This is a genomic window from Cryobacterium cheniae, assembly GCF_004403395.1.
Taxonomy (GTDB): Bacteria; Actinomycetota; Actinomycetes; order Actinomycetales; family Microbacteriaceae; genus Cryobacterium; species Cryobacterium cheniae.
On the sequence record NZ_SOGN01000049.1, the window covers coordinates 68,658 to 93,734 of the forward strand.

The 25,077-nt window shown below is 68.0% G+C and carries 25 protein-coding genes; 5 read left to right on the top strand and 20 right to left on the bottom strand.

Annotated elements, in window-relative coordinates:
• Positions 1 to 49: 49 nt before the first annotated feature.
• From E3T23_RS12315 to cyoE, 5 genes are all read right to left on the bottom strand, one after another.
• Positions 50 to 1,033, bottom strand: coding sequence for a DUF4190 domain-containing protein (locus tag E3T23_RS12315; RefSeq protein WP_134370726.1), 984 nt, complete (start codon positions 1,031 to 1,033; stop codon positions 50 to 52).
• Positions 1,034 to 1,054: 21 nt separating this feature from the next.
• Positions 1,055 to 1,474, bottom strand: a complete 420-nt coding sequence (gene nusB / locus E3T23_RS12320) for a transcription antitermination factor NusB (RefSeq protein WP_134370727.1) — start codon at positions 1,472 to 1,474, stop codon at positions 1,055 to 1,057.
• Positions 1,474 to 2,034 carry an elongation factor P gene (efp, locus tag E3T23_RS12325; protein ID WP_104100509.1) on the bottom strand — a complete coding sequence of 187 codons (561 nt, stop codon included), beginning with the start codon at positions 2,032 to 2,034 and terminating at the stop codon, positions 1,474 to 1,476. Before efp ends, nusB begins: the two co-directional genes overlap by 1 nt.
• 111 nt (positions 2,035 to 2,145) lie before the next feature.
• The gene (locus tag E3T23_RS12330) at positions 2,146 to 2,595 is read right to left on the bottom strand and encodes a type II 3-dehydroquinate dehydratase (RefSeq protein WP_134370728.1); all 450 of its coding nucleotides are present in this window, start codon (positions 2,593 to 2,595) and stop codon (positions 2,146 to 2,148) included.
• Positions 2,596 to 2,642: 47 nt separating this feature from the next.
• The gene (gene cyoE, locus E3T23_RS12335; RefSeq protein ID WP_166806281.1) at positions 2,643 to 3,593 is read right to left on the bottom strand and encodes a heme o synthase; all 951 of its coding nucleotides are present in this window, start codon (positions 3,591 to 3,593) and stop codon (positions 2,643 to 2,645) included.
• Positions 3,594 to 3,779: 186 nt separating this feature from the next.
• Here cyoE and E3T23_RS12340 point away from each other — a divergent pair, with 186 nt between their 5' ends.
• Positions 3,780 to 3,956 carry a YegP family protein gene (locus E3T23_RS12340; RefSeq protein WP_166806282.1) on the top strand — a complete coding sequence of 59 codons (177 nt, stop codon included), beginning with the start codon at positions 3,780 to 3,782 and terminating at the stop codon, positions 3,954 to 3,956.
• 63 nt (positions 3,957 to 4,019) lie between these two features.
• Positions 4,020 to 4,739, top strand: coding sequence for a signal peptidase I (lepB, locus tag E3T23_RS12345; protein ID WP_241977892.1), 720 nt, complete (start codon positions 4,020 to 4,022; stop codon positions 4,737 to 4,739).
• A gap of 289 nt (positions 4,740 to 5,028) precedes the next feature.
• Here lepB and E3T23_RS12350 read toward each other — a convergent pair whose 3' ends face one another.
• The 12 genes from E3T23_RS12350 to E3T23_RS12405 form a co-directional block, all read right to left on the bottom strand.
• Positions 5,029 to 5,529 carry a SixA phosphatase family protein gene (locus E3T23_RS12350; RefSeq protein ID WP_134370731.1) on the bottom strand — a complete coding sequence of 167 codons (501 nt, stop codon included), beginning with the start codon at positions 5,527 to 5,529 and terminating at the stop codon, positions 5,029 to 5,031.
• A 94-nt stretch (positions 5,530 to 5,623) separates the two neighbouring features.
• Positions 5,624 to 6,751: a 3-dehydroquinate synthase gene (aroB, locus tag E3T23_RS12355; protein ID WP_134370732.1), complete on the bottom strand. Its 1,128-nt coding sequence runs from the start codon at positions 6,749 to 6,751 to the stop codon at positions 5,624 to 5,626.
• The gene (locus tag E3T23_RS12360; RefSeq protein WP_174843881.1) at positions 6,748 to 7,263 is read right to left on the bottom strand and encodes a shikimate kinase; all 516 of its coding nucleotides are present in this window, start codon (positions 7,261 to 7,263) and stop codon (positions 6,748 to 6,750) included. Before E3T23_RS12360 ends, aroB begins: the two co-directional genes overlap by 4 nt.
• 18 nt (positions 7,264 to 7,281) lie before the next feature.
• Positions 7,282 to 8,487, bottom strand: a complete 1,206-nt coding sequence (aroC, locus tag E3T23_RS12365) for a chorismate synthase (protein ID WP_134370733.1) — start codon at positions 8,485 to 8,487, stop codon at positions 7,282 to 7,284.
• A 5-nt stretch (positions 8,488 to 8,492) separates the two neighbouring features.
• The gene (locus tag E3T23_RS12370; RefSeq protein WP_134370734.1) at positions 8,493 to 9,380 is read right to left on the bottom strand and encodes a shikimate dehydrogenase family protein; all 888 of its coding nucleotides are present in this window, start codon (positions 9,378 to 9,380) and stop codon (positions 8,493 to 8,495) included.
• Positions 9,373 to 10,641: an endolytic transglycosylase MltG gene (gene mltG / locus E3T23_RS12375; protein WP_134370735.1), complete on the bottom strand. Its 1,269-nt coding sequence runs from the start codon at positions 10,639 to 10,641 to the stop codon at positions 9,373 to 9,375. Before mltG ends, E3T23_RS12370 begins: the two co-directional genes overlap by 8 nt.
• The gene (ruvX, locus tag E3T23_RS12380) at positions 10,638 to 11,162 is read right to left on the bottom strand and encodes a Holliday junction resolvase RuvX (protein ID WP_174843882.1); all 525 of its coding nucleotides are present in this window, start codon (positions 11,160 to 11,162) and stop codon (positions 10,638 to 10,640) included. The genes mltG and ruvX overlap by 4 nt, the downstream gene beginning before the upstream one ends.
• Before the next feature lie 3 nt (positions 11,163 to 11,165).
• On the bottom strand, positions 11,166 to 13,820 hold the full coding sequence (alaS, locus tag E3T23_RS12385) for an alanine--tRNA ligase (RefSeq protein ID WP_134370737.1): 2,655 nt from the start codon (positions 13,818 to 13,820) through the stop codon (positions 11,166 to 11,168).
• 38 nt (positions 13,821 to 13,858) lie between these two features.
• Positions 13,859 to 14,092: a hypothetical protein gene (locus E3T23_RS12390; RefSeq protein WP_134370738.1), complete on the bottom strand. Its 234-nt coding sequence runs from the start codon at positions 14,090 to 14,092 to the stop codon at positions 13,859 to 13,861.
• Between the two features lie 135 nt (positions 14,093 to 14,227).
• Complete coding sequence (locus E3T23_RS12395) at positions 14,228 to 14,602, bottom strand: DUF948 domain-containing protein (protein ID WP_134370739.1); 375 nt, start codon at positions 14,600 to 14,602, stop codon at positions 14,228 to 14,230.
• Positions 14,603 to 14,733: 131 nt separating this feature from the next.
• Complete coding sequence (rpsD, locus tag E3T23_RS12400) at positions 14,734 to 15,363, bottom strand: 30S ribosomal protein S4 (RefSeq protein WP_134370740.1); 630 nt, start codon at positions 15,361 to 15,363, stop codon at positions 14,734 to 14,736.
• Between the two features lie 228 nt (positions 15,364 to 15,591).
• The gene (locus E3T23_RS12405; protein ID WP_134370741.1) at positions 15,592 to 16,932 is read right to left on the bottom strand and encodes a replication-associated recombination protein A; all 1,341 of its coding nucleotides are present in this window, start codon (positions 16,930 to 16,932) and stop codon (positions 15,592 to 15,594) included.
• A gap of 266 nt (positions 16,933 to 17,198) precedes the next feature.
• On the opposite strand from E3T23_RS12405, the gene E3T23_RS12410 reads away from it, so the two are divergent.
• From E3T23_RS12410 to E3T23_RS12420, 3 genes are all read left to right on the top strand, one after another.
• Positions 17,199 to 17,912 carry a peptidylprolyl isomerase gene (locus tag E3T23_RS12410; RefSeq protein ID WP_241977894.1) on the top strand — a complete coding sequence of 238 codons (714 nt, stop codon included), beginning with the start codon at positions 17,199 to 17,201 and terminating at the stop codon, positions 17,910 to 17,912.
• Positions 17,913 to 18,001: 89 nt separating this feature from the next.
• On the top strand, positions 18,002 to 19,234 hold the full coding sequence (locus tag E3T23_RS12415) for a DUF349 domain-containing protein (protein ID WP_134370743.1): 1,233 nt from the start codon (positions 18,002 to 18,004) through the stop codon (positions 19,232 to 19,234).
• A gap of 90 nt (positions 19,235 to 19,324) precedes the next feature.
• Positions 19,325 to 19,897: a type IV toxin-antitoxin system AbiEi family antitoxin gene (locus E3T23_RS12420; RefSeq protein ID WP_134370744.1), complete on the top strand. Its 573-nt coding sequence runs from the start codon at positions 19,325 to 19,327 to the stop codon at positions 19,895 to 19,897.
• A 9-nt stretch (positions 19,898 to 19,906) separates the two neighbouring features.
• Here E3T23_RS12420 and E3T23_RS12425 read toward each other — a convergent pair whose 3' ends face one another.
• From E3T23_RS12425 to secD, 3 genes are all read right to left on the bottom strand, one after another.
• Positions 19,907 to 22,180, bottom strand: a complete 2,274-nt coding sequence (locus tag E3T23_RS12425; protein WP_134370745.1) for a RelA/SpoT family protein — start codon at positions 22,178 to 22,180, stop codon at positions 19,907 to 19,909.
• Positions 22,181 to 22,296: 116 nt separating this feature from the next.
• Complete coding sequence (secF, locus tag E3T23_RS12430) at positions 22,297 to 23,310, bottom strand: protein translocase subunit SecF (RefSeq protein ID WP_134370746.1); 1,014 nt, start codon at positions 23,308 to 23,310, stop codon at positions 22,297 to 22,299.
• On the bottom strand, positions 23,310 to 25,046 hold the full coding sequence (gene secD, locus E3T23_RS12435) for a protein translocase subunit SecD (protein ID WP_134370747.1): 1,737 nt from the start codon (positions 25,044 to 25,046) through the stop codon (positions 23,310 to 23,312). Before secD ends, secF begins: the two co-directional genes overlap by 1 nt.
• Positions 25,047 to 25,077: the final 31 nt, after the last annotated feature.

Genomic DNA, 25,077 nt, shown 5'->3' on the forward strand with positions numbered 1-25,077 from the left:
GGGGCTCCCCCAGCCCGAACCGGCTCGGAAGACCGGCCGACGGGACGACTCAGCCGACCGATTCAGCCGTGAGGAAGGCCAGGAATTCCGCCGCGTCGGTCAGACCGCCGGCATAGACGCTGCCGTTGACGAGAACGGTCGGCGTGCCCTGGACCCGGGTGATCTCGGCATCCGGGATCGGGCCGTTCAGGGCCTGTTCGGTGTTGGCCTGGGACCAGGCCTGGTACTCGCCGGCGGCGAGGCAGGCGCTGATGTCGACGGGACTGTCGACGAGGGCCGCGAGCTCGGAGTCGGCGAGCCCCTCGGAGTTCTCGGCGGGCTGGTTCGCGAACAGGGCCGCCTGGTAGCCGAGCAGTTGCCCCGGGTTGAGGGTGGCCTGGCAGGTCAGCGCGGCGGATGCCCGGGTCGAGTAGGCCGTTCCCTGCGACACCCGGTCGAGGAAGGTGAGCGAATGCAGCCGCAGGGTGATGGACCCGTCGGAGACGAGGGCGGCCAGCTGGGTGCCGTTCGTTTCCTCGAACTGGCGGCAGTACGGGCACATCGGGTCGACGTAGACGTCGACCAGCGCCGCGCCGGTACCGACCGAGAGGTAGCCGTCGTCGAAGTGGGCCGCGCCGACGATACCGGTGGGCAGGGCCTCCCGCGAGGCATCCCGGTCCGACTCTTCCGTCTGCGGCTCGTTCGTGGCGGAGATCGACGGCAGTCCGGGCCCGTTGCCGTCCACCGCCGCCAGGATGAAGGGGAACACGGTCGCGGCGAAGACGATGGCGATCACGACCGCCAGGGTGGTGCTCACGATTCCCAGGTAGCCGAGCACGAGCCCGGCGACCGCCAGACCCCGGCCGGCTTCATTGGTGCGGCGGATCTGCCCCAGGGCGAGGTGCCCGGTGATCACGGCGGCCAGGGAGACGAAGAAGGCCGACACCAGTGAGACGATCGCGAGGGTGTTCGTCTTCGGCGCCGCCGGGACCGGCTGCCGTGCGTAGGCCGGCGGCTCCGGGGATCGGGTCGGGTCGGGCTCGTTGTCGGTCATGCTGCCCCCTGGTAGGACGGATTACGCGGACGGTGCGGTCTGGGCGATGCGCCCGAGAAGTCCGTTCACGAAGCCGGCCGAGTCATCCGTCGACAGGATCTTGGCGGCCTCGACCGCCTCATCGATGGCGACAGCGTGCGGAACGGCGTCGTTGAAAAGGATCTCCCAGATGCCGATCCGCAGGATGGCGCGGTCGACGACGGGCATGCGCTTCAGGGTCCAGCCCTGCGAGTACGTCTCGATGAGTTCGTCGATCTCCTCGCGGTGGTCGACGACCCCGTCGATGATGTCCCGGGCGTACAGCCACGACGCCATCCGGGCCGGCTCGTTCGCGGCGCGCTCCGCTTCGACGGCGAGGGACTCCGGGATGGTGGTCTGCCGCACGTCGGCGGCGTACAGGATGTCGATCGCGCGCTTGCGCGCCTTGGTCCGTGCGCTCACTAGTTGACGCGGCCCAGGTAGTCCCCGGTGCGGGTGTCGACCTTGACGCGGGTGCCCTGCTCGAGGAACAGGGGAACCTGGATCTGGAAGCCGGTTTCGACGGTGGCCGGCTTGGTGCCGCCGGTCGAGCGGTCGCCCTGCAGGCCCGGCTCGGTGTAGGTGATTTCCAGCACGACGGATGCCGGCAGCTCGACATAGAGCGGGTTGCCGTTGTGCAGGGCGATCGTCACGTTCTGGTTCTCGAGCATGAAGTTGACGGCATCGCCCACGACGACGGCCGGCACGTGCAGCTGGTCGAAATCGGACACGTCCATGAAGACGTAGGAGTCGCCGTCGGCGTACAGGTACTGGAAGTCCTGACGGTCCACGTTCTCGGTCTCGATCTTCGCGCCGGCGTTGAAGGTGCGGTCGACGGTCTTGCCCGTCACGACATTCTTCAGCTTGGTGCGGACGAAGGCGCCGCCCTTGCCCGGCTTGACGTGCTGGAAATCGGTGACTGCCCACAGCTGGCCATCGATGTTGAGTACGACGCCATTTCGGATATCGGCGGTTGATGCCATGAAAAGGTGTTCCGTTCACTTGGTTCAATTAGGAAGGTGCGCGGCCGAATCGGCCTCAAATGAGTGTAGTTGCCCCGCGGCCCGAGCACCAAAGGCGCGGGATCCGGCCGATCAGGCGGTCGGCGGCACCGACCGGGCGATGAAGTCCAGGGCCAGGCGGTACGAATCGAAGCCGAACCCGGCGATCACGCCGGTGGCCACGGCGCTGACGACGCTCGTGTGGCGGAACGTTTCCCGGGCGTGCGGGTTGGACAGGTGCACCTCGACCAGGGTGATGCCGGCCTTCGTCACGAGAGCGGCGGCATCCCGCAGCGCGTAACTGTAGTGCGTGAACGCCGCCGGGTTCAGGATGACGGGGATGCGCTCATCGACGGCCTCGTACAGCCAGTGGATGAGCTCGGCCTCGTCATCCGTCTGGCGCACGTCGACCGTCATCCCCTCCGGGGCGGCCTGCCTCAGCGTGGCGCGCAGCTGGTCGAGGTCGGCCGAGCCGTAGACGTCGGGTTCACGGCTGCCGAGCCGCCCCAGATTCGGGCCGTTCAGAACGAGGACTGTACTCATCCCCACAGCCTAAGGGAGTGCGCCCGGCGTCAGAGGTCAGGGCCGGATCAGGGCAGAATCGGCCCGACGGAGATCATCACGCAGTAGACCAGGATCATGACCAGCGAGTAGCGGAACATTCGCCGGGCCCAGGCGGCGGGATCGGTGGCGCGCAGGCCGACGACGCCGAGCCAGATCCAGTAGAGGCCGAGCACGCCCATGACAGCCGTATACAGGTAGCCCACGTAGCCGAACACGGGCAGAAGCAGGGTCGAGACGACGAAGCCGACCGTGTAGACGAGGATCTGCACCGTGGTGTTCGGGATCCCCCGCACCACGGAAATGACGGGCACACCCGCCCGGGCGTACTCGTCGTGGCGGTAGATGGCGATGGAGTAGAACTCGGGCATCTGCCAGAGGAACACGGCCAGGAAGGCGAGCACAGCCCCGATGTCGACGGCGCCGGTGACGGCGACGTAGCCGGCGAGGATGGGCGCGGCACCGGAGACGCTGCCGACCAGGGTGCCGTGGATCGACAGGCGCTTGGACAGCATGCCGTAAAGCACGACGTAGACCAGGAAGCCGCCGAGGCCAACCACGACCACCAGCCAGTTCGTCCAGGCGATGAGCATCGCCATGCCGGAAACGAACAGCAGGCTCGAGAAGATGACGGCGTTTCGAACGCCGATGCGGCCGGTGACCGTGGCCCGCTTCTTGGTGCGTTCCATCACCGTGTCGATGTCGCGGTCGAGCACGTTGTTGAGCACGGTGGCCGAGGCGATCACGAGCGTCGTCCCCACGCAGAGCGCCGCGAACAGGAGGAGATCCACCTGACCCCGGGCCGCCAGAAGGAAGCCGGCCGCGGCCGTCAGAGCGTTGCCGTACAGCACGCCGGGCTTGGTCAGGGAGTAGTAGCGCGTGATCGTGTCACGGACGCCGGTGCCGCCCGCCCGCTCGGCCAGTGCCCCGTCGGTGCCGTCCACCCGATTGCGAACGAAGAATGGTGCGCGCGCAGTCATGCGAAAAGTGTTCCCATCGGGTCGTCGGTCTGCTCCAATCATAAGCCGCGAAATCTGTTCGCGCCCCGTGCCGGCAGACATCGGGTTGGTTCGCCGCGAGGAGCCCCCTATCCGGCGCCGTTCCGCGGCGGTAACGTGTCGATGTCGGTCGTTTGGCCGGTGCCAGGCCAAGGACAAGGGTGTGACATGGCCGGAAAATTCGAAATCTACCAGGACCCGTCGGGGGGCTTCCGGTTCTGTTTCTCCGCGGACAACGGGCAGATCATCCCGTCGCCGGAGACCTACCGCACGGAAGACGAGGCACGAGAGCGGGTCGATTCCCTGCGCTCCAACGTCAGCCCGCGCAGCCGTCCCACGGACTGAGGGCGGGGCCTGTCGGGCCGCGGCGTTCATCAACGTCGGCGTTCATAGACGTCAGGGGATGAAGTGACAGATCACGAGATCTCGGGGCGGCGCCGCCGGGACGGTCGGCGCGGGCCCGCTCCGGTCACCGCCGAGGCCCGCACACGTCGGAGGCGTCGCGCCCTCCGAGGCCTGGTAGCAATCCTCGCCATCGCACTGGTCGTCTCGTTCCTGACCAAAGCCTTCCTGATCCGCTCGTTCTACATTCCGACGGGATCGATGCAGAACACCCTGCAGATCAATGACCGCATCATCGTGAACGAGCTCGTTCCCGACATCGTCGACATCGGTCATGGCGACATCGTCGTGTTCACAGACCCCGGCGGATGGTTGGGCCCGGCCGAGCCGGCCCCGCAGGAAGCGGGGAACCCCCTGCTCGACGGCATCCGTAGGCTCTCCGGTGATCCGGACGCCACCGGCCATCTGGTCAAACGCGTCATCGGCCTGCCCGGGGACGACGTGGCCTGTTGCGACGCCGCGGGCCGCACGACGGTCAACGGCGAGCCCATCAGCGAGCCCTACCTCAAGCTGCCGCCGGGGGTGTCCCGCACGTCGGACTTCGACTTCTCCGTGACCGTGCCGGCCGCCTCCCTCTGGGTGGAGGGCGACAACCGTTACGACTCGGCCGACAGCCGGCTTCACTCGGCCACGGCCGGCACCGGATTCGTTCCCGTCGACAATGTGGTCGGCCGGGCGTTGGTGATCAACTGGCCGATGAACCACTGGTCCTGGCTCGGAGACTGATCCGGCCCCGCCCGTTCTCGCGGGCCGCGCCACAGGGGGGCTACATTCGGGGCACATGTGCCGGAACGGCGGCGCCGAACACGCCGACTGAAAACTATAGGGAGATGTCATGCGGTGGCACCGTTGAAAGCCTCCCGGGGCGGCTGCACCGGCATCCGTCGGCACTTCCCCCAGTTCGGTCCACACTGCGCCACCGGCAACCGTCAGGGGTCTGCCTCCGGATCGGTCACCGCGGCGGCCTCCTCATTCTCGCCGCGTTCATGGCGGTCCTGCTGCCGGCCCTCGCGCACTAAAGATGCGTCTCTTCCACCGCCGGCGGGCGGCCCAGGGCCAGGAGGGCGGCCGGGACCCGGCCGGCGGACGACCAAGGACCGTCCCACCCGATCACGGCGAGGGCCGAGGTCGGCAGGGACACGGGCCGGCCCGCGAGGGCCCCGGCCAGATTCTCCAGCCCGGGGTTATGGCCCACCAGGACGACGGTGCGAACCGAGCCCGGCAGTGCCCGCACGACGCCCATCAACTCGCCGGACGAGGCGGCATACACGGCGTCGTCGACCTGGATCGGCGGGGTGTGCGCGAATTCGGCCACGACGAGGTCCCAGGTGGCCCGCGCGCGCTCCGCCGGAGACACGACCGCGAGATCTATGCGGTAGCTGCTGCCGGCCAGCCACTCCCCGGTGCGCGGCGCCTGCCGTAGCCCGCGTTCGGCCAGCGTCCGGTCGACATCAGCCTGCCCGTGCGACCAGTCCGACTTGGCGTGCCGCAACAGGATCAGGGTGCGCTCAGGCATCCGTCGACCGATCGCTCATAGCGACGACGGCTCTGACGAATCGCTTGTGGATGACCATCATCGTGCCAGTCTGCCACCGCTGGGTTGATGCCGGTTAGGAGCCGATCTCCTGGTAGGCGGCGAACAGCAGTGACGCGTCCGGTCCTTCCAGCACCGTCGGCTTGCCGATGTCGTCGAGCACGATGAACCGCAGCATGCCGCTGCGGGTCTTCTTGTCGCGCTGCATCGTGGCCAGCAGGGTGCTCCAGCGGCCGACCGGGTAGCTGGTGGGCAGGGTGAGCGATTCCAGGATGCGGCGGTGCCGGTCCACGGCCTCGTCCGAGAGCCGGCCGCTCAGCCGAGCGACCTCGGCCGCGAACATCATTCCGACGGCGACGGCCGCGCCGTGGCGCCAGCCGTAGCGTTCCGCGTGCTCGACCGCGTGGCCGAGGGTGTGCCCGTAGTTCAGGATCTCGCGCAGGCCGGACTCCTTGAAGTCCTCCCCGACGACCCGGGCCTTCATCCCGATCGCCAGTTCGAGCACGCGCCGGAACTGCGGGGTGTGCGGGTCGGTGACGGCCGCGACATCCGCCTCGACGATGTCGAGGATCTCGGGAATCTGGATGAACCCGGCCTTCACGATCTCGGCGAAGCCGGCCAGGATCTCGTTGCGCGGCAGGTCGTCGAGCACGTCCAGGTCGCAGATGACGGCGGCGGGCGCATAGAAGGTGCCGACGAGGTTCTTGCCCTCGGCGGTGTTGATGCCGTTCTTGCCGCCCACGGCCGCGTCGACCATCCCGAGCACGCTGGTCGGGATCTGCACGAGGCGCACGCCGCGGAGCCAGGTCGCGGCCACGAAACCGGCCAGGTCGGTGACGGCACCGCCGCCGAAGCCGATGACGGCATCCGTGCGGCTGAAGTCGGCCTGGCCCATGACCTGCCAGCAGAAGGCGGCCACCTCGACCCGTTTGGCGGCCTCTGCGTCGGGCACCTCGGCGATCAGGACCTCGAATTTGCCGAGCAGGCTCTCCCGCAGGGCGACGGCCCGGGCGCCCAGGTGGGAGGTGTGCACGATGAGGACCTTTGCCACCTTCGGACCGAGCTGTTCGACGACGTCGTCGATCAGGCCGCGCCCGATCAGCACGGGGTAGCTGTCGACACCCGCGACCGTGATGACGGTGGTGGGCTCGGCGGCGGGTTCGGCGGCGGGTTCGGTGGGATCTGGCACAGGTGCTCCGGTCATGATCTTTTCTTGGTCCATTTCACGACGTCATCAGCGATGGCGTCCAGGGGACGGTGTGAGGTGTCGAAACGGATGCCGGCCAGCGCCTCGTACACGGGGCGCCGGTGGGCGTAGATCCGCTTCCAGTCGGCGATGCCGCCCGTCAGCAGCGGTCGTGTGGCTCCGCCGATCCGCGTTCCGACGGCTCGAGCGGACACGCTCAGGTACACCACGGAGCACCCGGCCAGGTCGGCCTGGGTCTGCGCGTCGAGCACGGCTCCCCCGCCGAGCGAGACCACGGCCTGCTCGGTGAGGGCGCGGGCCACGGCCAGGCGTTCGAGCGCCCGGAAGTGTTCCTCGCCGTGCTGCTCGAAGATGTCCTTGATCGGCCCATGCTCGGCGACGATGCGATGGTCGGTGTCGATGAACGGCACGTCGAGGGCCTTCGCCACACGCTTGCCGATCCTGGTCTTGCCGGCGGCCATCGGCCCGATGAAGACGAGAGGCAGGATCGGATGCGTCGGCGCGGGCATTGCGGGAGTCCGGCGGCGTTAGAGGGAGGCGTCGCTGGACGCGCCCGTCCGGAGGTTCGCCGGGATGCCGGCCAGGTAGGAGTCCAGGTTGCGGCGCGTCTCCACGACCGCGTCGCCGCCGAACTTCTCCAGGACCGAGTTGGCGAGAACCAGGGCGACCATGGCCTCGGCGACCACGCCCGCGGCGGGCACGGCACAGACATCCGACCGCTGGTGGTGCGCGGGGGCCGCCTCGCTGGTGGCCACGTCGACCGTGCGGAGGGCGCGCGGGATGGTGGAGATGGGTTTCATTCCGGCGCGCACGCGCAGCACGGTTCCGGTGCTCATGCCGCCTTCGGTGCCGCCGGCCCGGTCACTGACCCGGTGGATGCGACCGTCGGACTGGACGAGCTCGTCGTGCGCCTCCGAGCCGCGCCGGGTGGTGGTCAGGAAACCGTCGCCGACTTCGACGCCCTTGATGGCCTGAATGCCCATCAGCGCGGCCGCCAGCTGCGAATCGAGTCGACGGTCCCAGTGCACGAACGAACCGAGTCCGGGGGGAAGATTGTAGGCCAGCACCTCGACGACGCCGCCGAGGGTATCGCCGTCCTTGTGTGCCTGGTCGACCTCGGCCACCATCCGGGCGGAGGTGGCGGCGTCGAAGCAGCGCAGCGGGTCGGCGTCGAGGGCGTCGACGTCGCCGGGCGCGGGAAGCGGGGCGTCGTCGGGCACGCGGACCGGCCCGATCGACAGGGTGTGGCTGATCAGGGTGATGCCGAGTTCGGCCAGGAACGACCGGGCGACGGCGCCGAGCGCGACGCGGGCCGCGGTTTCGCGGGCGCTGGCGCGCTCCAGCACCGGTCGGGCCTCGTCGAAACCGTACTTCTGCATGCCGACCAGGTCGGCGTGGCCGGGCCGAGGCCGGGTCAGAGGGGCGCCGCGGCCTCGGCCGGACGGGGTGTCCACCGGCTCGGGGCTCATCACCTCGGCCCACTTGGGCCATTCGGTGTTGCCGATCCGCAGGGCGACCGGGCCGCCCATGGTGAGGCCGTGGCGAACGCCGCCGGAAATGTTCAGTTCGTCCTGCTCGAACTTCATCCGCGCACCTCGGCCGTAGCCGAGTTTCCGGCGCGCGAGATCGAGGCGGATCGCATCCAGGGTGACCGGGATCCCAGCGGGCAAACCCTCGACGATAGCGATGAGTTCGGGGCCGTGGGACTCTCCGGCAGTGAGCCAACGAAGCATGACCACTATCCTGTCACAGCCTGTCGGGTCAGGGCGCCGCGCATGGCGTGCAGCACCGCGGCCTCGTTCGGCAGCGGTTCGAACGGGTCCCCGGTGACGAAGATTCGCACCTGGATCAGGGCCTGATGCAGCAGCATGCCCTCGCCGGACACCGCGGTGCCGCCCGCCGTCGACCAGGACCGGGCGAGGGCGCTGGGCCAGGGTGCATAGCTCACGTCGAACAGGAGCGCCTGACGGCGAAGCTCCGCCGGGAACTCGGCGCCCGGGTCGCTGCCGCCGGGCAGGGTGCTGATCACCAGGTCGCTGATGCGCGCGGGGTTGGGCAGGTCGGTCAGCGGGAACGCCGTCACCACGAGCCCGAGGTTTCGGCCGAGGTCGATCAGGTCGGCCGCCTTCGCCGGGGTGCGCACGAGCACGTCCACCATCTCCGCGCCCAGTTCGGCCGCGGCGACCAGGGCGGATGCCGCGGTGGCGCCGGCGCCGAGCAGGGTCACGTGAACCGCGCGCCGCACGCCGGCTTCGGCGAGAGCGCGCACCAGGCCGGTGACATCCGTGTTGAAACCGTGCAGCGTGCGTCGGCCGTCGGACTGGCCGAACAGCACCGTGTTGACGGATCCGGTCTGCGCGGCGACCCGGTCGACGCCGTCGAGAGACACCTGGACCTCGTGTTTGAGCGGCATCGTGAGGGACAGACCGACCCAATCGGTGCCCAGGGAGGCGAGGAAGTCCGGAAGTCCGCCGGCCGGCACCCGCACGGCGTCATAGTGCCAGTCCAGGCCGAGCACCCGATAGGCGGCACGGTGCAGCACCGGCGAGAGGGAGTGCACGATGGGCGAGCCCAGCACCGCGAGGCGCCGGGCGGGGACGGGGGCGGATGCTCTCGGCTCAGCCATACTCGGGGTGCTCGGCCATCCAGGCCAGCCACTTGGCCACCGCGGCGTCGTGTTCCTCGATCGTGGTGGAGAAGATCGTCTCCCCGGTGTCCAGGTTCCAGGACACGAAATACAGCCAGGTGCCGTCGGCCGGGTTCACGGCGGCGTCGATTGCAATGTCGCCGGGGTTCGAGATCGGCCCGACGGGAAGCCCCGGGTGCACATAGGTGTTGAAGGTGTTGGAGACATCGCCGCGTTCGGCATCCGTTGTCTTCACCCGTTCCGTCGCCCCGGTTCCGTAGGCCACCGTCGCGTCGGATTGCAGGAGCCCGCTCGGCCACTGCGCCGGGTTGAGCCGGTTCAGGAACACGCGGGACACCTTGTAGAAGTCCTCTTCGATCCCGGCCTCGCGCTGGATCAGGGCCGCGAGCACGACGGTCTTCCAGCGGTTCTCGGGCGCGACACCGGCCGAATCGAGGGCCTCGAACTGGCGCTCGACGAGCGTGCGGATGGCCTCCGAAGCCGTGGTCTCCGGGGGGAAAGTGTAGGTGGCCGGGAACAGGAATCCCTCGAGGGTTTTCGCCTCGGCCGGCAGGCCATAGGGCGAGACGTCGGTGGCCGCAGCCTTGAGGTCGGCCAGTGGGATGCTGGTGCCCTCGCTGATCAGCTGCAGAATCGGCGCGGTCGTGGTCCCCTCGGGTATCACCACCGTCTGCTCGAGCTTGTTGTCCGGGTCGAGCAGGGCGTCGAGGGCGGCTCGGCCGCTCATCTTGCCGGCGAGACGGTAGGCGCCGGGCTGGAACACGGGCGCCGGGGTCTCCGTGCGCAGCACCTGGTAGAAAGCGTCGTAGCTCTTCACCACGTCCTGCTCGACGAGGGAGTTCGCGATGTCCTGACCGGTTTCGCCTTCGTGGATCATCACCACGACGTCGCCCGCGCCGGCGCCGTCGTAGTCCGCCGGTCCCTGCACCATGCCGATGACCGCGCCGATCGGCTCCTGCAGCAGGACGGCGGCGCCGCCGGCGAGTCCGACCAGCACCAGGGAGACGATCAGGCAGCCCCAGGCCCTCCGGCGGCGCTTCTTCGGCCGCGGCGGGGCGGAGTACAGCAGGGCGCGCCGACTCGACCGGGTGCCCTCCTCCCGTGACTCCCGGATCGCCCGGCGTGAGCCGAGAGGCTCGGCCGGGTCTCGGGGATTGGTCGGGTCGCCCGGGTCGATCGGGTTCGTGAGGTCGTTCGGCTCGGTCGGAGCTCCGGGGACGTCGGCGGGATGGGGTGTCATCGTGGAGGCTGCCCTTCATTGCGTGCGGCAGTCGGCGGCAGCGCGGCTGGAAGCTGGTCGGGCCCGGGTTCGACGGCGGTGCCGGCGGGTGCGCCCAGGGACCGCTCGGTGTCGAGGGCGTGCTGGAGGATGATGACCGCGGCGACCTGGTCGACCACGGGTTTGTGAGTTTTGGCCTTCCGCCCCGCGGCGCGCAGGACCGACTGTGCCGCGACGGTGGAGAGCCGCTCATCGACCAGGCGTACCGGGATGCTCAGGGCCCGGGCCAGCAGCTCGGCGAACCCGACGGCGTCGTCGGTCGACGCCGTTCTGTTGCCGGACAGCGCGAGCGGCAGCCCGACCACGACCTCGACGGCATCGAGGTCGGCCACGACGGCCATGATTCGAGCCACGTCCAAGGTGCCCGAGTGATCGCGGCTCACGGTCTCGACCGGGGTGGCCAGCATGCCGTGCGAGTCGCTGCGGGCCAGGCCGATGCGGGCTTTCCCGACATCGACTCCGACCCGCACACCATGACGCATGGTTCAGCCCGCAACGGCGGATCGGACGGCCGCGAGGGCGTTCGGGATGGCGGCAACGTCGGTGCCACCGCCCTGGGCGAGGTCGTCCTTGCCGCCGCCGCCACCGCCGAGGATGCCGGCGACCTGCTTCGCCAGGGCACCGGCGCGGTGCCCGGCCTCCCGTGCCGCAGGGTTTGTGGCCACGATGACGACGGGCTTGTCGGCGACCACGGCCGCGAGGGCCACGACCGCCGGCGTGCTGCCGAGCTGGGTGCGGGTGGCCGTGACCAGCATCCGCAGGTCGTCGGCGGACCCCAGCGCGCCGACGTGCTCGGCCACAACATTGACGGAACCCGCCAGGGCGGCCGAGGCGACGAGGGCCGGCACCTTGTCGGTGAGAGCCCGCGCCTCGAACGCGGCGATCTTCTTCTCGGCGGCCTTGAGGTTCTGCACGAGCTCGTTGATACGCTCGGGAAGCTGCTCCCGCGGCGTCTTCAGGTTCGCCGTCAGCTGGGAGACGAGGGCGCGCTCGGCGGCCAGGTCGCGAAAAGCCTCGAGGCCCACTAGCGATTCCACCCGGCGGTTCGTGGAACCGACCGAGCCCTCGCTGACGAGGTTGATCATGCCGATCTCGGCGCTGGACGAGACGTGAGTTCCCGCGCACAGCTCCCGCGACCAGGGGCCGCCGATGTCGACGACGCGCACCCGGTCCCCGTACTTCTCACTGAACAACGCCATCGCGCCGAGTGCTTTCGCCTCCGCCAGCGGCAGCTCACGGGTCCGCACCGGCAGGTTGTCCCGGATGGCGTTGTTGGAGATCTCTTCGATCTCGCTGCGGGTCGCCGGGGACAAAGCCTGGTTCCAGGAGAAGTCGAGGCGGAAGAATCCGGCCTTGTTGTATGAGCCGGACTGGTGTGCGTTCGGGCCGAGCACCTGGCGCAGCGCGGCGTGCAGCACGTGGGTGCCGGAGTGAGCCTGCCGGGCACCACGGCGCCAGTCGGGGTCGACGACGCTGGTGGCCGCGTCCCCGACGCCGACCTCGCCGGAGCGCACCTGCACCTTGTGGCTGATCAGCCCCTTCACGGGCTTCTGCACGTCGAGCACCTCGAGCTCGTAGCCGGTTCCCACGATCAGACCGGCGTCGGCCTCCTGGCCGCCCGATTCGGCGTAGAGGGCCGTCTCGGCGAGGATGACCTCGGCGATCTCACCGGACACGGCGCGGTCGACGGAAAGCCCGTTCACGATGATTCCGAGCACGCTGGATTCGGCCTGCAGGGCGTCGTAACCCGTGAAGACGGTCTCCCCCGACGCACGGAAGGCGCTGTAGACCGACAGGTCGGCGAGGTGCGTCTTCTTGGCCTTTGCGTCGGCCTTGGCCATCGAGCGCTGCTTGGCCATGAGGGTGTCGAAGGCCTCGCGGTTGACGCTGAGGCCGGCCTCTTCGGCCATCTCGAGCGTGATCTCGATCGGGAAACCGTAGGTGTCGTGCAGGAGGAACGCCGTGTCACCCGGCAGCACGACCTTGTCGGCCTTCTTGGTCTTCGCGACCGCGAGATCGAGAACGGCGCTGCCGCTGGCCAGGGTGCGGAGGAAGGTCTCCTCCTCGGCATAGGCGGCCTGGCTGATGCGCGCGTAGTCGGCTTTGACCTCGGGGTACGCGCCGGCCATGGCGTCGCGCGAGGCCGGGAACAGTTCGGGGAAGGTTGCGGCGTCGACGCCGAGGAGGCGCATGGCGCGCACGCTGCGACGCATCAGGCGGCGCAGGATGTACCCGCGGCCCTCGTTGGACGGCATGACTCCGTCGCTCATCAGCATCAGGGACGACCGCACGTGGTCGGCCACGATCCGCATCCGCACATCGTCGTCGTGAACGGCGCCGTAGCGACGGCCGGACAATTCCGCGGCCCGGTCGAGGACCGGGCGAACCTGGTCGATCTCGTACATGTTCTGCACGCCCTGCTTGAGGAAGGCGACACGTTCGAGGCCCATGCCGGTGTCGATGTTTTTCTTCGGCAGGTCGCCGAGAATGACGAAGTCGTTCTTGCCGGTTCCTTCTCCGCGTAGGTACTGCATGAAGACGAGGTTCCAGATTTCGACGTAGCGGTCGTCGTCGGTGGCCGGGCCGCCGTCGCGGCCGTAGGCGGGGCCGCGGTCGAAGAAGATCTCGGAACAGGGTCCGGCGGGCCCGGGCTGGCCCGTCGACCAATAGTTGGTGTCCATGCCGAGGCGTTGGATCCGGTGCTCGGGCAGGCCGAGGGCGCGCCAGTGGCGGAAGGCCTCCTCGTCGTCCTGGTAGACGGTGACCCAGAGGTCTTTCTCGGCGAAGCCGTAGCCGCCGTCGGCCTCGGAACTGGTGAGCAGTTCCCAGGCGTAGCCGATCGCCTGCTCCTTGAAGTAGTCGCCGAACGAGAAGTTGCCGTTCATCTGAAAGAAGGTGCCGTGACGCGGCGTTTTGCCGACCTCTTCGATGTCGTTGGTGCGGATGCATTTCTGCACGCTCGTCGCTCGCGGGTAGGGTGCCGGCACAAGACCGGTCAGGTAGGGCACGAACGGAACCATCCCCGCCACGGTGAAGAGGAGTGTGGGGTCGTCACTGACCAGCGAGGCGGAGGGGACAACGGTGTGCCCGCGATCGGCGAAGAAGTCGAGCCAGCGCCCGCGAATTTCAGCAGTCTGCATTAGTTCCGTAGTTCGTTGAAGCGGAAAAGAAGTGGGTATTAATGCTTGGCGAGGTGCTCGATCGTGTCCTCGGTGCCCGACGCGATGTCGCCGATGGCGTCTCTCAGTTCGGCCTCGCGCTTGCGGTAGCCGTCCGAGATCGCCTCACCGAATTCGCGCGCCTTGGTGTCGAGATCGGCGAAGAACTGCTTGCCCTGTCGCGTCTTGCCACCCTCACGGGCGATGAGGAGCCCGGTGGTCAGACCGACGACGAACCAGATGAAATTCTTCATGACAATGCTCCCTGACGTGTGTGTGGCGACCCTGATAGGTGGTGAAACGGCCGATCGCTCAGCGGTCCCCGTGCCTCGAACGACTTTCTGACCGGCGAATCCCAGGCGGGGACGGCTCCTGTCCAGAGTACCCGACTACCTGCGGTGGCGGCGGGTGCCGCCCGGGCGGGCCGCCCCGAGGGCCGCACGAACCCCGGCGGAGAAGCCGGCCAGCTTGACCAGCGGGCCGCCGACGGTCGCCGCGACGAGGGCCACCAGTGCGGAGACGTTGCCAGTGACATCTGCCACGTTCGCAGTGATGGTGTCCACCCGCGCCAGCTGCGCGTTGGTTTCCTGGATGGTCCGGGTGGATTCCTCCAGCAGCGGCGTGACGGTGTGCGTCAGGTCACGGATGGCCAGTGTCGTCTCGTCGAAGACGCGACCGAGCTTGAACAGGGGCAGGGCGAGGAATCCGACCAGCACCAGGAAGGCACCCGCAAATACGAGCCCGACAATATCTCCACCAGACATTGACCAACCATCCATTCCAGATTCGGCATTCACGAGCGGGTGCGTACGCAAAGAGCGGACCACCCGGGGGTGATCCGCTCTCCAGCGTAGTTCAGGTGCAGCGCCGGACGGCGGTGCGGGTGAAAAGGAGCCTAGCGGGCCGCGTAGTACTCGACGACGAGCTGGACTTCACAGGTCACGGGGATTTCGATGCGCTTCGGGCGACGCACGAGGCGGGCCTGCAGCTTGTCGATTTCGACCTCGAGGTATGCGGGGAGCTTCGGCAGAACGTCGACGTGGCCGCCGGCGGCTGCAACCTGGAACGGCTCCATACCCTCGCTCTTGGGCTTGACGTGGATGAGCTGTCCCGGCTTCACGCGGAAGGAGGGACGGTCGACCAGCTGGCCGTCGATCAGGATGTGACGGTGCACGATCATCTGACGGGCCTGAGCGGTGGTGCGGGCGATCGCGGAGCGAACGAGCAGAGCGTCGAGACGGGTCTCGAGGATCTCGACGAGGTTCTCACCGGTCAGTCCCTGGGCGCGGCGAGCTTCCTCGAACGCGATCTTGAGCTGAGCTTCGCGGATGCCGTACTGGGCGCGTAAGCGCTGCTTTTCGCGCAGGCGGACGGCGTAGTCGGAGTCCGTCTTGCGCTTGGTGCGACCGTGCTCGCCCGGTGCGTACGGACGCTTCTCGAGGTAGCGTGCGGCCTTCGGGGTCAGGGCGATGCCCAGGGCCCGCGAGAGGCGGGTCTTACTGCGGGTACGTGACTTGGTAGACACGGTGTCCTTTCGATGGAACTGCAAACAAGGGGAAACCAGGGCGCGTGACTGCAACGCGATTCAGCATGGTGAATCGGCACAGGCCGGCGTCATGGGAGTTCAGAGGGGTGGTGCCACGGGACGCCCGGCTACAGAGCGAAACCCATCCGAACTGAAATCGGACGCAGCCGCATGCCGATTCCAGTTGTAGGCAGGCTTCAGGTTAGCACAACGGCACGCTGAGGCTGCCTACCGGGCACGGATGATCTTGCGTAGCTTGGCGAGGCGGGCCGAGACCTCACGCTCATGCCCGTGTTCCGTGGGTGCGTAGTAGCGCACGTCGGTGAGTTCGTCCGGCGGGTACTGCTGGGCGAGCACGCCGAGGGCATCGTCGTGGGGGTATTTGTAGCCCTTGCCGTGGCCCAGGCGTTTGGCGCCCGGGTAGTGCGCGTCCCGCAGCGGCTTCGGCACCCGGCCGGTCTTGCCGTTCCGCACGTCGGCGATCGCCGCGTCCAGCGCCACGTAGGCCGCATTGGATTTGGGTGCGGTGGCCAGGTGAACGACGGCCTGGGCGAGCGGAATGCGGCCCTCGGGCATGCCGATGTACTGCACGGCGTCCGCGGCGGCGATGGCGATCAGGAGCGCCTGCGGGTCGGCCATGCCGATGTCTTCCGAGGCCAGCACGATGATGCGGCGGCAGATGAACCGGGGATCTTCGCCGGCCTCGATCATGCGCGCGAGGTAGTGCAGAGACGCGTCGACATCCGAGCCGCGCACCGATTTGATGAAGGCGCTGATGACGTCGTAGTGCTCATCGCCGTTGCGGTCATAGCGCAGCAGCGCCCGGTCGACGGCGAGGGCGACGATCTCGGTGGTGATGACGGGCTTGGTGTCGGACTCCGCGTCGACGGAGGACGCCGCCGCCACCGAACCGGCTTCCAGGGCGGTCAGCGCCCGCCGGGCGTCGCCCGACGCGAGCCGGATGATCGCGGCCCGGGCCTCGGGGTCGAGCACGAACCGGTCGGCCAGGCCGCGGGGGTCGACGACGGCCCGGTCGACGACGACACCGAGATCGTCGTCGCTGAGCGTTTCGAGGGTCAGCAGCAGGGAGCGGGACAGCAGCGGGGAGATGACCGAGAACGACGGGTTCTCGGTGGTGGCGGCCACCAGGATGATGACCCCGTTCTCCACCCCGGGGAGGAGGGCATCCTGCTGGGCCTTGCTGAACCGGTGGATCTCGTCGAGGAAGAGCACGGTGGACAGACCGTAGAGATCCCGGCTGGTGCGCGCCTCTTCCATCACCTGGCGCACGTCCCGCACGCCGGCCGACACGGCGGACAGTTCCACGAACCGGCGGCCCGAGCTGCGCGCGATGGCCTGGGCCAGGGTGGTCTTGCCGGTGCCGGGCGGCCCCCACAGGATGACCGAGACCGCGCCCTGCTCCCCCGTTTTGTCTCCGGCCAGGCTGACCAGCGGGGAGCCCGGCGTGAGCAGGTGCTTCTGGCCGGCGACCTCCTCGAGGCTCGTCGGGCGCATCCGCACGGCGAGGGGTGTGGCGCCGCTGCGCAGTCCCGGTTGTGAATCCACCATGGGTCCAGCGTAGTTTGTGCCGGTGTCCGGGCCGATCCGGTTCGCGTTGTTTCGGAGCGGATGTTTGCCCGCCTTTACCGGGTTGCGTAGAGTTCATCGTGGTTCGGGCGTCAGACGCCGGGACCGTCCCTTTCGACCTGGCCTTCCGCTGGAGGCCTCCTGGAGGCTGCAACGTGCTACCGAACAAGAAGCAAGAACGTCAAGCCCGCGAGGCGCGCTCGCGTGTGCGCACGTTCCAGGCTCGGCGCTTCGTTCATGAGCACCAGGTGAAGCGGCGCGCGCGGGACAACCTCATCGCCGGCGTCAGCGTGGTCGCGGTAGTGGCCCTGGCCATCGGCGCCCAGATTCTGTTCTTCAGTGGCGGCCCCGGCAGCACGGCACCGTCTACTGTCGCCTCCCCCGCCGACTCCCCCAGCGCTTCGGCCGCTCCGGCCGACGGTGCGAACAGCGGCGACGTGCCGCCCAGCTCCCTTGCGGAAGACCGCACCTGGACCGGCACGCTGGCCCTCAACGGCATCCCGCTCGGGATCGAGCTCGATGGGGGCCTCGCCCCGCAGGCCGTGTCCTCGACCATCAGTCTGATCAACGACGGCTTCTACCAGGGCGTGACCTGTCATCGACTCACCGACGGCGGATTCTTCGTGCTGCAGTGCGGTGACCCGGCCGGAACAGGATCGGGTGGACCCGGTTACAGCTACGGACCGATCGAGAACGCTCCCGCCGACGATGTGTACCCGGCCGGCACCCTGGCCATGGCCCGCCAGGGCGACAACGCCTACAGTATGGGCAGCCAGTTCTTCATCGTGTACGACGACACGACCATCCCTGCCGACGCGGTGGGCGGTTATACGGTCCTCGGACGGGTGACCAGCGGGCTGAATGAAGTCAAGGCCCAGATCACGGATGCCGGCGTCGCCGACGGCTCTTCCGACGGCGCCCCCACGGTGCCGACCAGCATCACTCAGATATCAGTTCAGTAGAACAGACAAACAGCGCGCGGGCTTGCAATAGGCTTGACCGGGTATTGGCTCACTCGTGAGCACACAACGACATCAATAAGGTGAGGCTCTTGACTACGACAGATCAGCAACCATGGGGTCGCGTAGACGAAACCGGCACGGTTTACGTGCGCGAGGCAACAGGCGAGCGCGCCGTGGGACAGTATCCCGACGCGACGCCGGAGGAGGCACTGGCCTACTTCGAACGTAAATACGTTGAGCTCAACGGCCAGGTCACGCTCCTCGAACAGCGCGCCAAGGGCGGCGCACCTGCCGCCGACATCGCGAAGTCCGTCAAACATCTGACGGAGGCCGTGGCGAACGCCAACGCGGTCGGCAACCTGGCAGCGCTGGCCGCTCGCCTGGGTGCTCTCGGTGGGGCCGTGACCGAGCTCACCGAGCAGCAGGGAGCCGAAGCCAAGGCCGCCGCGACCGCTGCCGTCGCCGAGCGTGCCGCAATCGTCGCCGAGGCCGAGGCTCTCGCCGCGGAAGACCCGGCCAAGACGCAGTGGAAGCAGACCAGCGCCGCCCTCGAAGCGCTTTTCGCGAAGTGGCAGGCCCACCAGCACGACGCCCCGCGCATCCCCAAGGGCGAGGCCAACGATCTGTGGAAGCGATTCCGAGCGGCCCGCACCACGATCGAGCAGAACCGCAAGGCATTCTTCGCGGAGCTCGACAGTGCCCACAAGGACGTTCGCAACCGCAAGCAGCGCCTGATCGAGCAGGCCGAGGCCCTCGCGCCGAAGGGCGCCGACGGCATCCCGGCCTACCGCAATCTGCTTGACGAGTGGAAGCTCGCGGGCCGCAGCGGTAAGAAGCAGGACGATGCGATGTGGGCCAAGTTCAAGGCGGCCGGTGACGTGCTCTACTCCGTCAAGTCCGAAATCGACGCGCACGACGACGAGGAGTTCGCGGGCAACCTGACTCTCAAGCTCGAGCTGCTCACCGAGGCCGAACTGCTGCTGACCGAGACGGACCGGGCCAAGGCCCGCACCGCGCTGAGCTCCATCCAGCGCCGGTGGGACGACATCGGCAAGGTTCCGCGCGACTCGGTCAAATCCGTCGAAGACCGCATGCGCAAGGTCGAGGCCGCCGTGCGCAAGCTCGACGACGATCATTGGAAGCGCAACAACCCGGAGACCAAGGCTCGCGCCGAGGGTCTGGCCGGCCAGCTGCACGACGCCATCGCGAAGTTGGAGTCCGAACTGGCCACCGCGCAGGCCGGCGGGGATGCCGCGGCGATCAAGGATGCCACCGAGGCTCTCGAGACTCGCAAGGCGTGGCTGAAGGCCATCGGCCAGTAGCCGGCCGTCCACTGCTCGACGAACGGGGATCTGTCCACAGATCCCCGTTTTTCGTTGGCGGATGACCGGACCGCACCGCACGCTGGTTCGATGAACCCTCGCCTGAACGCGGTGCTCTCCGCCCATGACCTGCCGCTTGCGGAGCTGTGCTGCGCCCGTCTCGACGGTGAGCTCTTCCCCCTGGGCGACTTCTGGTGCCCGGTCGACGAGGTGGATGACCCGGCGCGGCGCGCCCGTGCCGTCGGCATGCTGCTCTCATCGCCCCGGGCCATCGCGGAGCGGTTGACCGCCGCCTGGATCTACGGTCTGGCCCCGGAACCCCACCGGCACCAGTTCTGCGTGCAGAGTTCCGCCCGGATGAAGCTGGTCCCCTCACCCCGGCTGCAGATCCGCGAGGTCAGCTGCCCGGCAGACCAGCTCCAGACGATCTCCGGCCTCCGTGTGACGCGGCCGCTGCGCACGGCCGTGGACCTGGCCCGCTGGCATGGCGAGTCGGCCGACCGGGGTCTGGTCCCCCTCATCGCCGCCCTGCTGCGTCTGGCGGGCTGCACCAGCGCCGACCCTGCACGAATCCTGTGCGCCGCCCCCAACCTGCCGTTCAAGGCGGCCACCCTGACCCGGTTGCGGGAGGTACAGAGGCACCTCGACGATCTGCCGGTTTAGATGGTTTGCTCAGCCCTCGTTGACGCGGTACACGTCGTACACGGCGTCGATGCGGCGCACGGCGTTGAGCACGCGGTCGAGGTGGGTGGTGTCGCCCATCTCGAAGACGAACCGGCTGATCGCGAGCCGGTCCGTCGATGTGTGCACGGTCGCCGAGAGGATGTTGACGTGATGCTCGGACAGGACCCGGGTGACATCGGACAGCAGACCGGCGCGGTCGAGCGCCTCGATCTGGATCTGTACCAGGAACAGGCTCTTGGAGGTCGGCGCCCAGTCCACATCGATCATGCGCTCGGGTTCCTTGAGCAGGGACTGCACGTTGCGACAGGATGCCTGGTGCACCGATACCCCGGCGCCACGGGTGATGAACCCCACGACCTTGTCTCCCGGAACGGGGGTACAGCACCGGGCCAGCTTCACCAGGATGTCGGGGGCGCCGCGCACGAGGATTCCCGAGTCGCTGTTCCGCAGCGTCTGCGTGCGCCCGTGGGGAATGAACGGCAGATCGGTGGCGTCGCTCTCTTCGACGCTCTGCAGGGTGGCAACGACCTTCTCCAGCACCGACTGAGTCGATACATGCCCCTCGCCGACGGCGGCGTACAACGCGGAGACGTCTTCGTACTTCATCACCGCGGCGACCTCGGCGAAGGAATCCTGGTTCATCAGTTTCTGCAGTGGCAGGTTCTGCTTGCGCATGGCGCGGGCGATGGCGTCCCGCCCCTGCTCGATCGCCTCGTCGCGGCGCTCCTTGGTGAACCACTGCCGGATCTTGTTGCGGGCCCGTGGGCTCTTGACGAAATTCAGCCAGTCCTTGCTCGGCCCGGAGTCGGGATTCTTCGAGGTGAACACCTCGACGACGTCACCGGTGACGAGGGGGCTTTCCAGGGGAACGAGGCGCCCGTTGACCTTGGCGCCCATGGTGCGGTGGCCGACCTCGGTGTGCACGGCGTAGGCGAAGTCGACCGGGGTGGCGTCGGCCGGCAGTCCGATGACTCGGCCCTTGGGGGTGAAGACGTAAACCTCTTTGGCGCCGATTTCATAGCGCAACGAGTCGAGGAACTCCCCCGGGTCGGCCGTCTCTGCCTGCCAGTCGGAGATGTGGGCGAGCCAGGCCATGTCGGTGTCGCTCTGCGGGCCGGGTCCCGCGCTCTTGCCGGTGACCTGTTCCTTGTACTTCCAGTGTGAGGCGACACCGAATTCGGCCCGCTGGTGCATCTCCTGCGTGCGGATCTGGATTTCCACGGCGCGGCCACTCGGGCCGAGGACCGTGGTGTGCAGCGACTGGTACAGGTTGAATTTGGGGGTGGCGATGTAGTCCTTGAACCGGCCGGGCAGCGGCGTCCAGCGGGCGTGGATCGCGCCGAGCACCGCGTAGCAGTCCCGCACCGAATTGACGAGCACCCGGATGCCGACCAGGTCGTAGATGTCGTCGAATTCGCGGCCGCGCACGACCATTTTCTGGTAGATCGAGTAGTACTGCTTGGGGCGCCCTGCGACCTTTCCCCGGATGCGGGCGGCCTTCAGGTCATCGACGATCGAGTCGATGACGTGCTGCACGAACTCCTCGCGCTGCGGGGTGCGCTGTTTGACGAGGCTGTCGATCTCGGCGTAGAGCTTGGGGTACAGCACCGCGAACGAGAGGTCCTCGAGTTCCCACTTGATGGTCTGGATCCCGAGCCGGTGTGCGAGCGGTGCGTAGATCTCCAGCGTTTCGGTGGCCTTGCGAGTCGCGGACTCGGCGGGGACGAATCCCCAGGTGCGCGCGTTGTGCAGGCGGTCGGCGAGCTTGATGATCAGCACCCGGATGTCCTTGGACATCGCCACGATCATTTTGCGCACGGTCTCGGCCTGGGTGCTGTCGCCGTACTTGACCTTGTCCAGCTTGGTGACGCCGTCGACCAGCATGGTGATCTCGTCGCCGAAATCACTCCTCAACTGGTCGAGCGTGTACTCGGTGTCTTCCACGGTGTCGTGCAGCAGGGCCGCCGAGACCGTCTTGGGGCCGATGCCCAGGTCGGCCAGGATCTGCGCGACCGCGACCGGATGCGTGATGTACGGTTCGCCGCTCCGGCGGAACTGTCCCTCGTGGGCCTGCTCGGCGATGACGTAGGCCCGCTCGATGATCGAGAGGTCGACCTTGGGGTGGTGCATCCGCACGGTCTTCAGCAGCGTGTCGACGGCGCCGACCGGCTGGGCCCGGGAGAAGATCCGGGGCACGAGGCGACGTAGCGACGCCGGCGGGAGCGGAGTCGGGGAGGCAGGAGGCGTTGTCAGTTCGGCCATCGGGCCACCTCCATCCGTTTGATCAATTATTACTGCTCCCGAGCCGGATCGGATACCACTTACGGCTCGGGAGCGGGGTGCTGCCCGCCGGTGACTCAGCGCTGACTAGGCGCTGATTAAGCGCTGACTTCCTCGGCGACCTTCGGGGCCGGCCCGGCCTTCGCCCGCAGGGCGAGGACCTTGAGGTCGGCCTTGCGCACCGCCGGCTCCGCGGAGCGGATCTGGGCGTACAGCGGCGACGCGATGAAGATCGTCGAGTAGGCGCCGGCGAGGATTCCGATCAGGAGGGCCAGCGAGATGTCCCGCAGGGTGCCCGCCCCGAGCACGAGGGTTCCGATGAACAGGATCGAGGCGACCGGAAGCACGGCGACGACCGAGGTGTTGATCGAGCGCACCAGGGTCTGGTTCACGGCGAGGTTCACGGATTCGGCGAACGTGCGTGTCTCGGCGCCCGCTTCCGACGTGTTCTCGCGGATCTTGTCGAACACCACGACCGTGTCGTAGAGCGAGTAGCCGAGGATCGTGAGGAACCCGATCACGGCGGCCGGGGTGATCTCGAACCCGGTGATGCCATAGATCCCGGCGGTGATGACGAGGTCGTGCATCAGCGCCGTCATGGCCGCGAGTGACATCTTCCAGGTACGGAAGTACAGGGCCATGCCGATGGCGGCGAGCACCAGGAAGATGATGAGTCCGCGCACGGCCTGCCCGGTGATGTCCTGGCCCCAGGTCGCGCCGATGAAGGACGCGGTGACCTGTTCGACCGGAACCGCGTAGGCATCCGCCAGTGCGGCGCGAACCTCACGGGTCTCGGTGCTGGTGAGCTGGTCGGTCTGCACCCGGATGCCGGTGGTGCTGACGCTGGACACCTTCGGTGCCGCCAATGGGACGACCTCGGTCACGGCGTCGGTGGCCGCACCCTGATCCTGGTCGGCGACCTGGGAGACCACGAATTCGGAGCCCCCCGTGAACTCGATGCCGAAGACGAAGCCGCCACGCAGCTGGGGAACCACGATGGCCACGAGGAGCGCCACCGCTGCGACCAGGTACCAGGTTTTGCGGCGCCCGACGATGTCGAACGAGCGCTTGCCGGTGTGCAGGTCGTTGCCGAATTGGGAGAAGCTGGCCATTAGGAATCCTTCCCATCGGTCGATCGATCCGCACTGGAACCGACGAGTTCTGACGCCTTGCGCTCGGCGATGGTCTGACGCTTGGCTGCCTCACGGCTGGCCGAGGACAGTTTGGCGGACGGGAGGTCGTCCGAGGGGCGGAATTTCGCCCGTCCACGGTACGTCGCGCCCAGGGCCCGCGGGTCGAGGCCGCTGAGGTTGTGGCCGTCGCTGAAGAATTTCGTGCGTGCCAGCAGCTGGAGCATCGGGTGGGTGAAGAGCATGACCACGAGCACGTCGACGAGGGTGGTCAGGCCCAGGGTGAGGGCGAAACCCTTCACGTTGCCGACGGCGACGATGAACAGGACCCCGGCGGCCAGGATGTTGACCGCGTCGGAGGCGAGGATCGTGCGCAGGGCGCGCTTCCAACCGGCTTCGACCGAGGATTCGAGCCCACGCCCGTCCCGGAGCTCATCGCGCACCCGTTCGAAGTAGACGATGAAGGAGTCCGCGGTGATGCCGATCGCGACGATCAGACCCGCGACGCCGGCCAGAGACAGCCGGTAACCTTCGCGCCACGACAGGATCGTGATCAGCAGGTAGGTGATGACCGCGGCGACCGTGAGCGAGGCGACGGTGACCAGGCCGAGCAGGCGGTACTGGATCAGCGAGTAGAGCACGACCAGGATGAGTCCGATCAGACCTGCGATCAGGCCGCCGGTGAGCTGACTGGAGCCGAGGGTTGCCGAGATGGTGTCTTGGCTCTGTACCGTGAAGCTGAGCGGCAGGGCACCGAACTTGAGCTGGTCGGCGAGGGCCTTCGATGAGTCCTGGTCGAAGTCACCGCTGATCTGGGCGTTGCCGTCCGTGATGGCCGCCAGGGTGCGGGGGGCGGAAATGACGTTGCCGTCGAGCACGATCGCGAACTGGTTCTGCGCTCCGGTGAGCCCGTTCAGTCTGGTGCTGACGTCGGCGAAGGCCTTGGTTCCGGTGCCGTCGAACACGATGTTGACGACCCATTCACCGGTCGTGGCGCCGCTCTGCGTGGTCTGCTGGCCGTTGGTCGCGTCGGAGACGTTCTCGCCGCTGACTTCGACCGGGCCGAGGATGTATTTGGTGGAGCCGTCCGCTTCGCAGGTGACCAGCGGCTCGGCGGCCGGCGCCACATTGGTGGTGTCGATCTTGCTGCAGTCGAAGGCCTCGTACTCGGCCTGGAGCGCCGGGGTGATCCAGTTCAGGTCGCTCCCGTCGGTGGGCACCGCGGTCGGGGTGCTTGCCAGGTTCGGGTCGACCGTGGGGGTCGGGGCCGGCGTGGCGACCCCGTCTTCTCCGACGACGTCCTCGCCGACGCTCGCCGCGGACGGGGCTCCAGCCACGAGGACCGGGCGGAACTCGAGCTTGGCCGAGGACTCGATCCGGTTGATCGTCTCATCATCCGGCACGCCGGGGATGGACACGACGATGTTCTGGCCGCCCTGAGTGTTGATCTCCGCCTCAGAGACGCCCGCCGAGTCGATCCGCTGCCGGATGATCTTCACGGCCTCGTTGAGCTGGTCCGAGGAGACGGACTGACCGGACTCAAGCTTCGGCGCCAGGATGATCTGCGTGCCGCCCTCGAGGTCCAGGGCCAGCTTGGGCGTCCAGGATCCGCCGCCGGTGAGCACGCCGGCCGTGTTGAGCGCAATCAGGCCGACGATGATCACGCCCAGCCACGTGAGGGAACGCCAGGCCTTTTTGGCCGGAGACGACTTTGCCACCAGAGAACTCAGCTTTCTATGCTCATGCCCG

Coding starts and splice junctions, on each gene's coding strand:
- E3T23_RS12315 (WP_134370726.1), bottom strand. CDS start 1,033: ATGACCGACAACGAGCCCGACCCGACCCGATCCCCGGAGCCGCCGGCC.
- efp (WP_104100509.1), bottom strand. CDS start 2,034: ATGGCATCAACCGCCGATATCCGAAATGGCGTCGTACTCAACATCGAT.
- E3T23_RS12330 (WP_134370728.1), bottom strand. CDS start 2,595: ATGAGTACAGTCCTCGTTCTGAACGGCCCGAATCTGGGGCGGCTCGGC.
- cyoE (WP_166806281.1), bottom strand. CDS start 3,593: ATGACTGCGCGCGCACCATTCTTCGTTCGCAATCGGGTGGACGGCACC.
- E3T23_RS12340 (WP_166806282.1), top strand. CDS start 3,780: ATGGCCGGAAAATTCGAAATCTACCAGGACCCGTCGGGGGGCTTCCGG.
- E3T23_RS12350 (WP_134370731.1), bottom strand. CDS start 5,529: ATGCCTGAGCGCACCCTGATCCTGTTGCGGCACGCCAAGTCGGACTGG.
- aroB (WP_134370732.1), bottom strand. CDS start 6,751: ATGACCGGAGCACCTGTGCCAGATCCCACCGAACCCGCCGCCGAACCC.
- E3T23_RS12360 (WP_174843881.1), bottom strand. CDS start 7,263: ATGCCCGCGCCGACGCATCCGATCCTGCCTCTCGTCTTCATCGGGCCG.
- aroC (WP_134370733.1), bottom strand. CDS start 8,487: ATGCTTCGTTGGCTCACTGCCGGAGAGTCCCACGGCCCCGAACTCATC.
- E3T23_RS12370 (WP_134370734.1), bottom strand. CDS start 9,380: ATGGCTGAGCCGAGAGCATCCGCCCCCGTCCCCGCCCGGCGCCTCGCG.
- mltG (WP_134370735.1), bottom strand. CDS start 10,641: ATGACACCCCATCCCGCCGACGTCCCCGGAGCTCCGACCGAGCCGAAC.
- ruvX (WP_174843882.1), bottom strand. CDS start 11,162: ATGCGTCATGGTGTGCGGGTCGGAGTCGATGTCGGGAAAGCCCGCATC.
- alaS (WP_134370737.1), bottom strand. CDS start 13,820: ATGCAGACTGCTGAAATTCGCGGGCGCTGGCTCGACTTCTTCGCCGAT.
- E3T23_RS12390 (WP_134370738.1), bottom strand. CDS start 14,092: ATGAAGAATTTCATCTGGTTCGTCGTCGGTCTGACCACCGGGCTCCTC.
- E3T23_RS12395 (WP_134370739.1), bottom strand. CDS start 14,602: ATGTCTGGTGGAGATATTGTCGGGCTCGTATTTGCGGGTGCCTTCCTG.
- E3T23_RS12405 (WP_134370741.1), bottom strand. CDS start 16,932: ATGGTGGATTCACAACCGGGACTGCGCAGCGGCGCCACACCCCTCGCC.
- E3T23_RS12420 (WP_134370744.1), top strand. CDS start 19,325: ATGAACCCTCGCCTGAACGCGGTGCTCTCCGCCCATGACCTGCCGCTT.
- E3T23_RS12425 (WP_134370745.1), bottom strand. CDS start 22,180: ATGGCCGAACTGACAACGCCTCCTGCCTCCCCGACTCCGCTCCCGCCG.
- secF (WP_134370746.1), bottom strand. CDS start 23,310: ATGGCCAGCTTCTCCCAATTCGGCAACGACCTGCACACCGGCAAGCGC.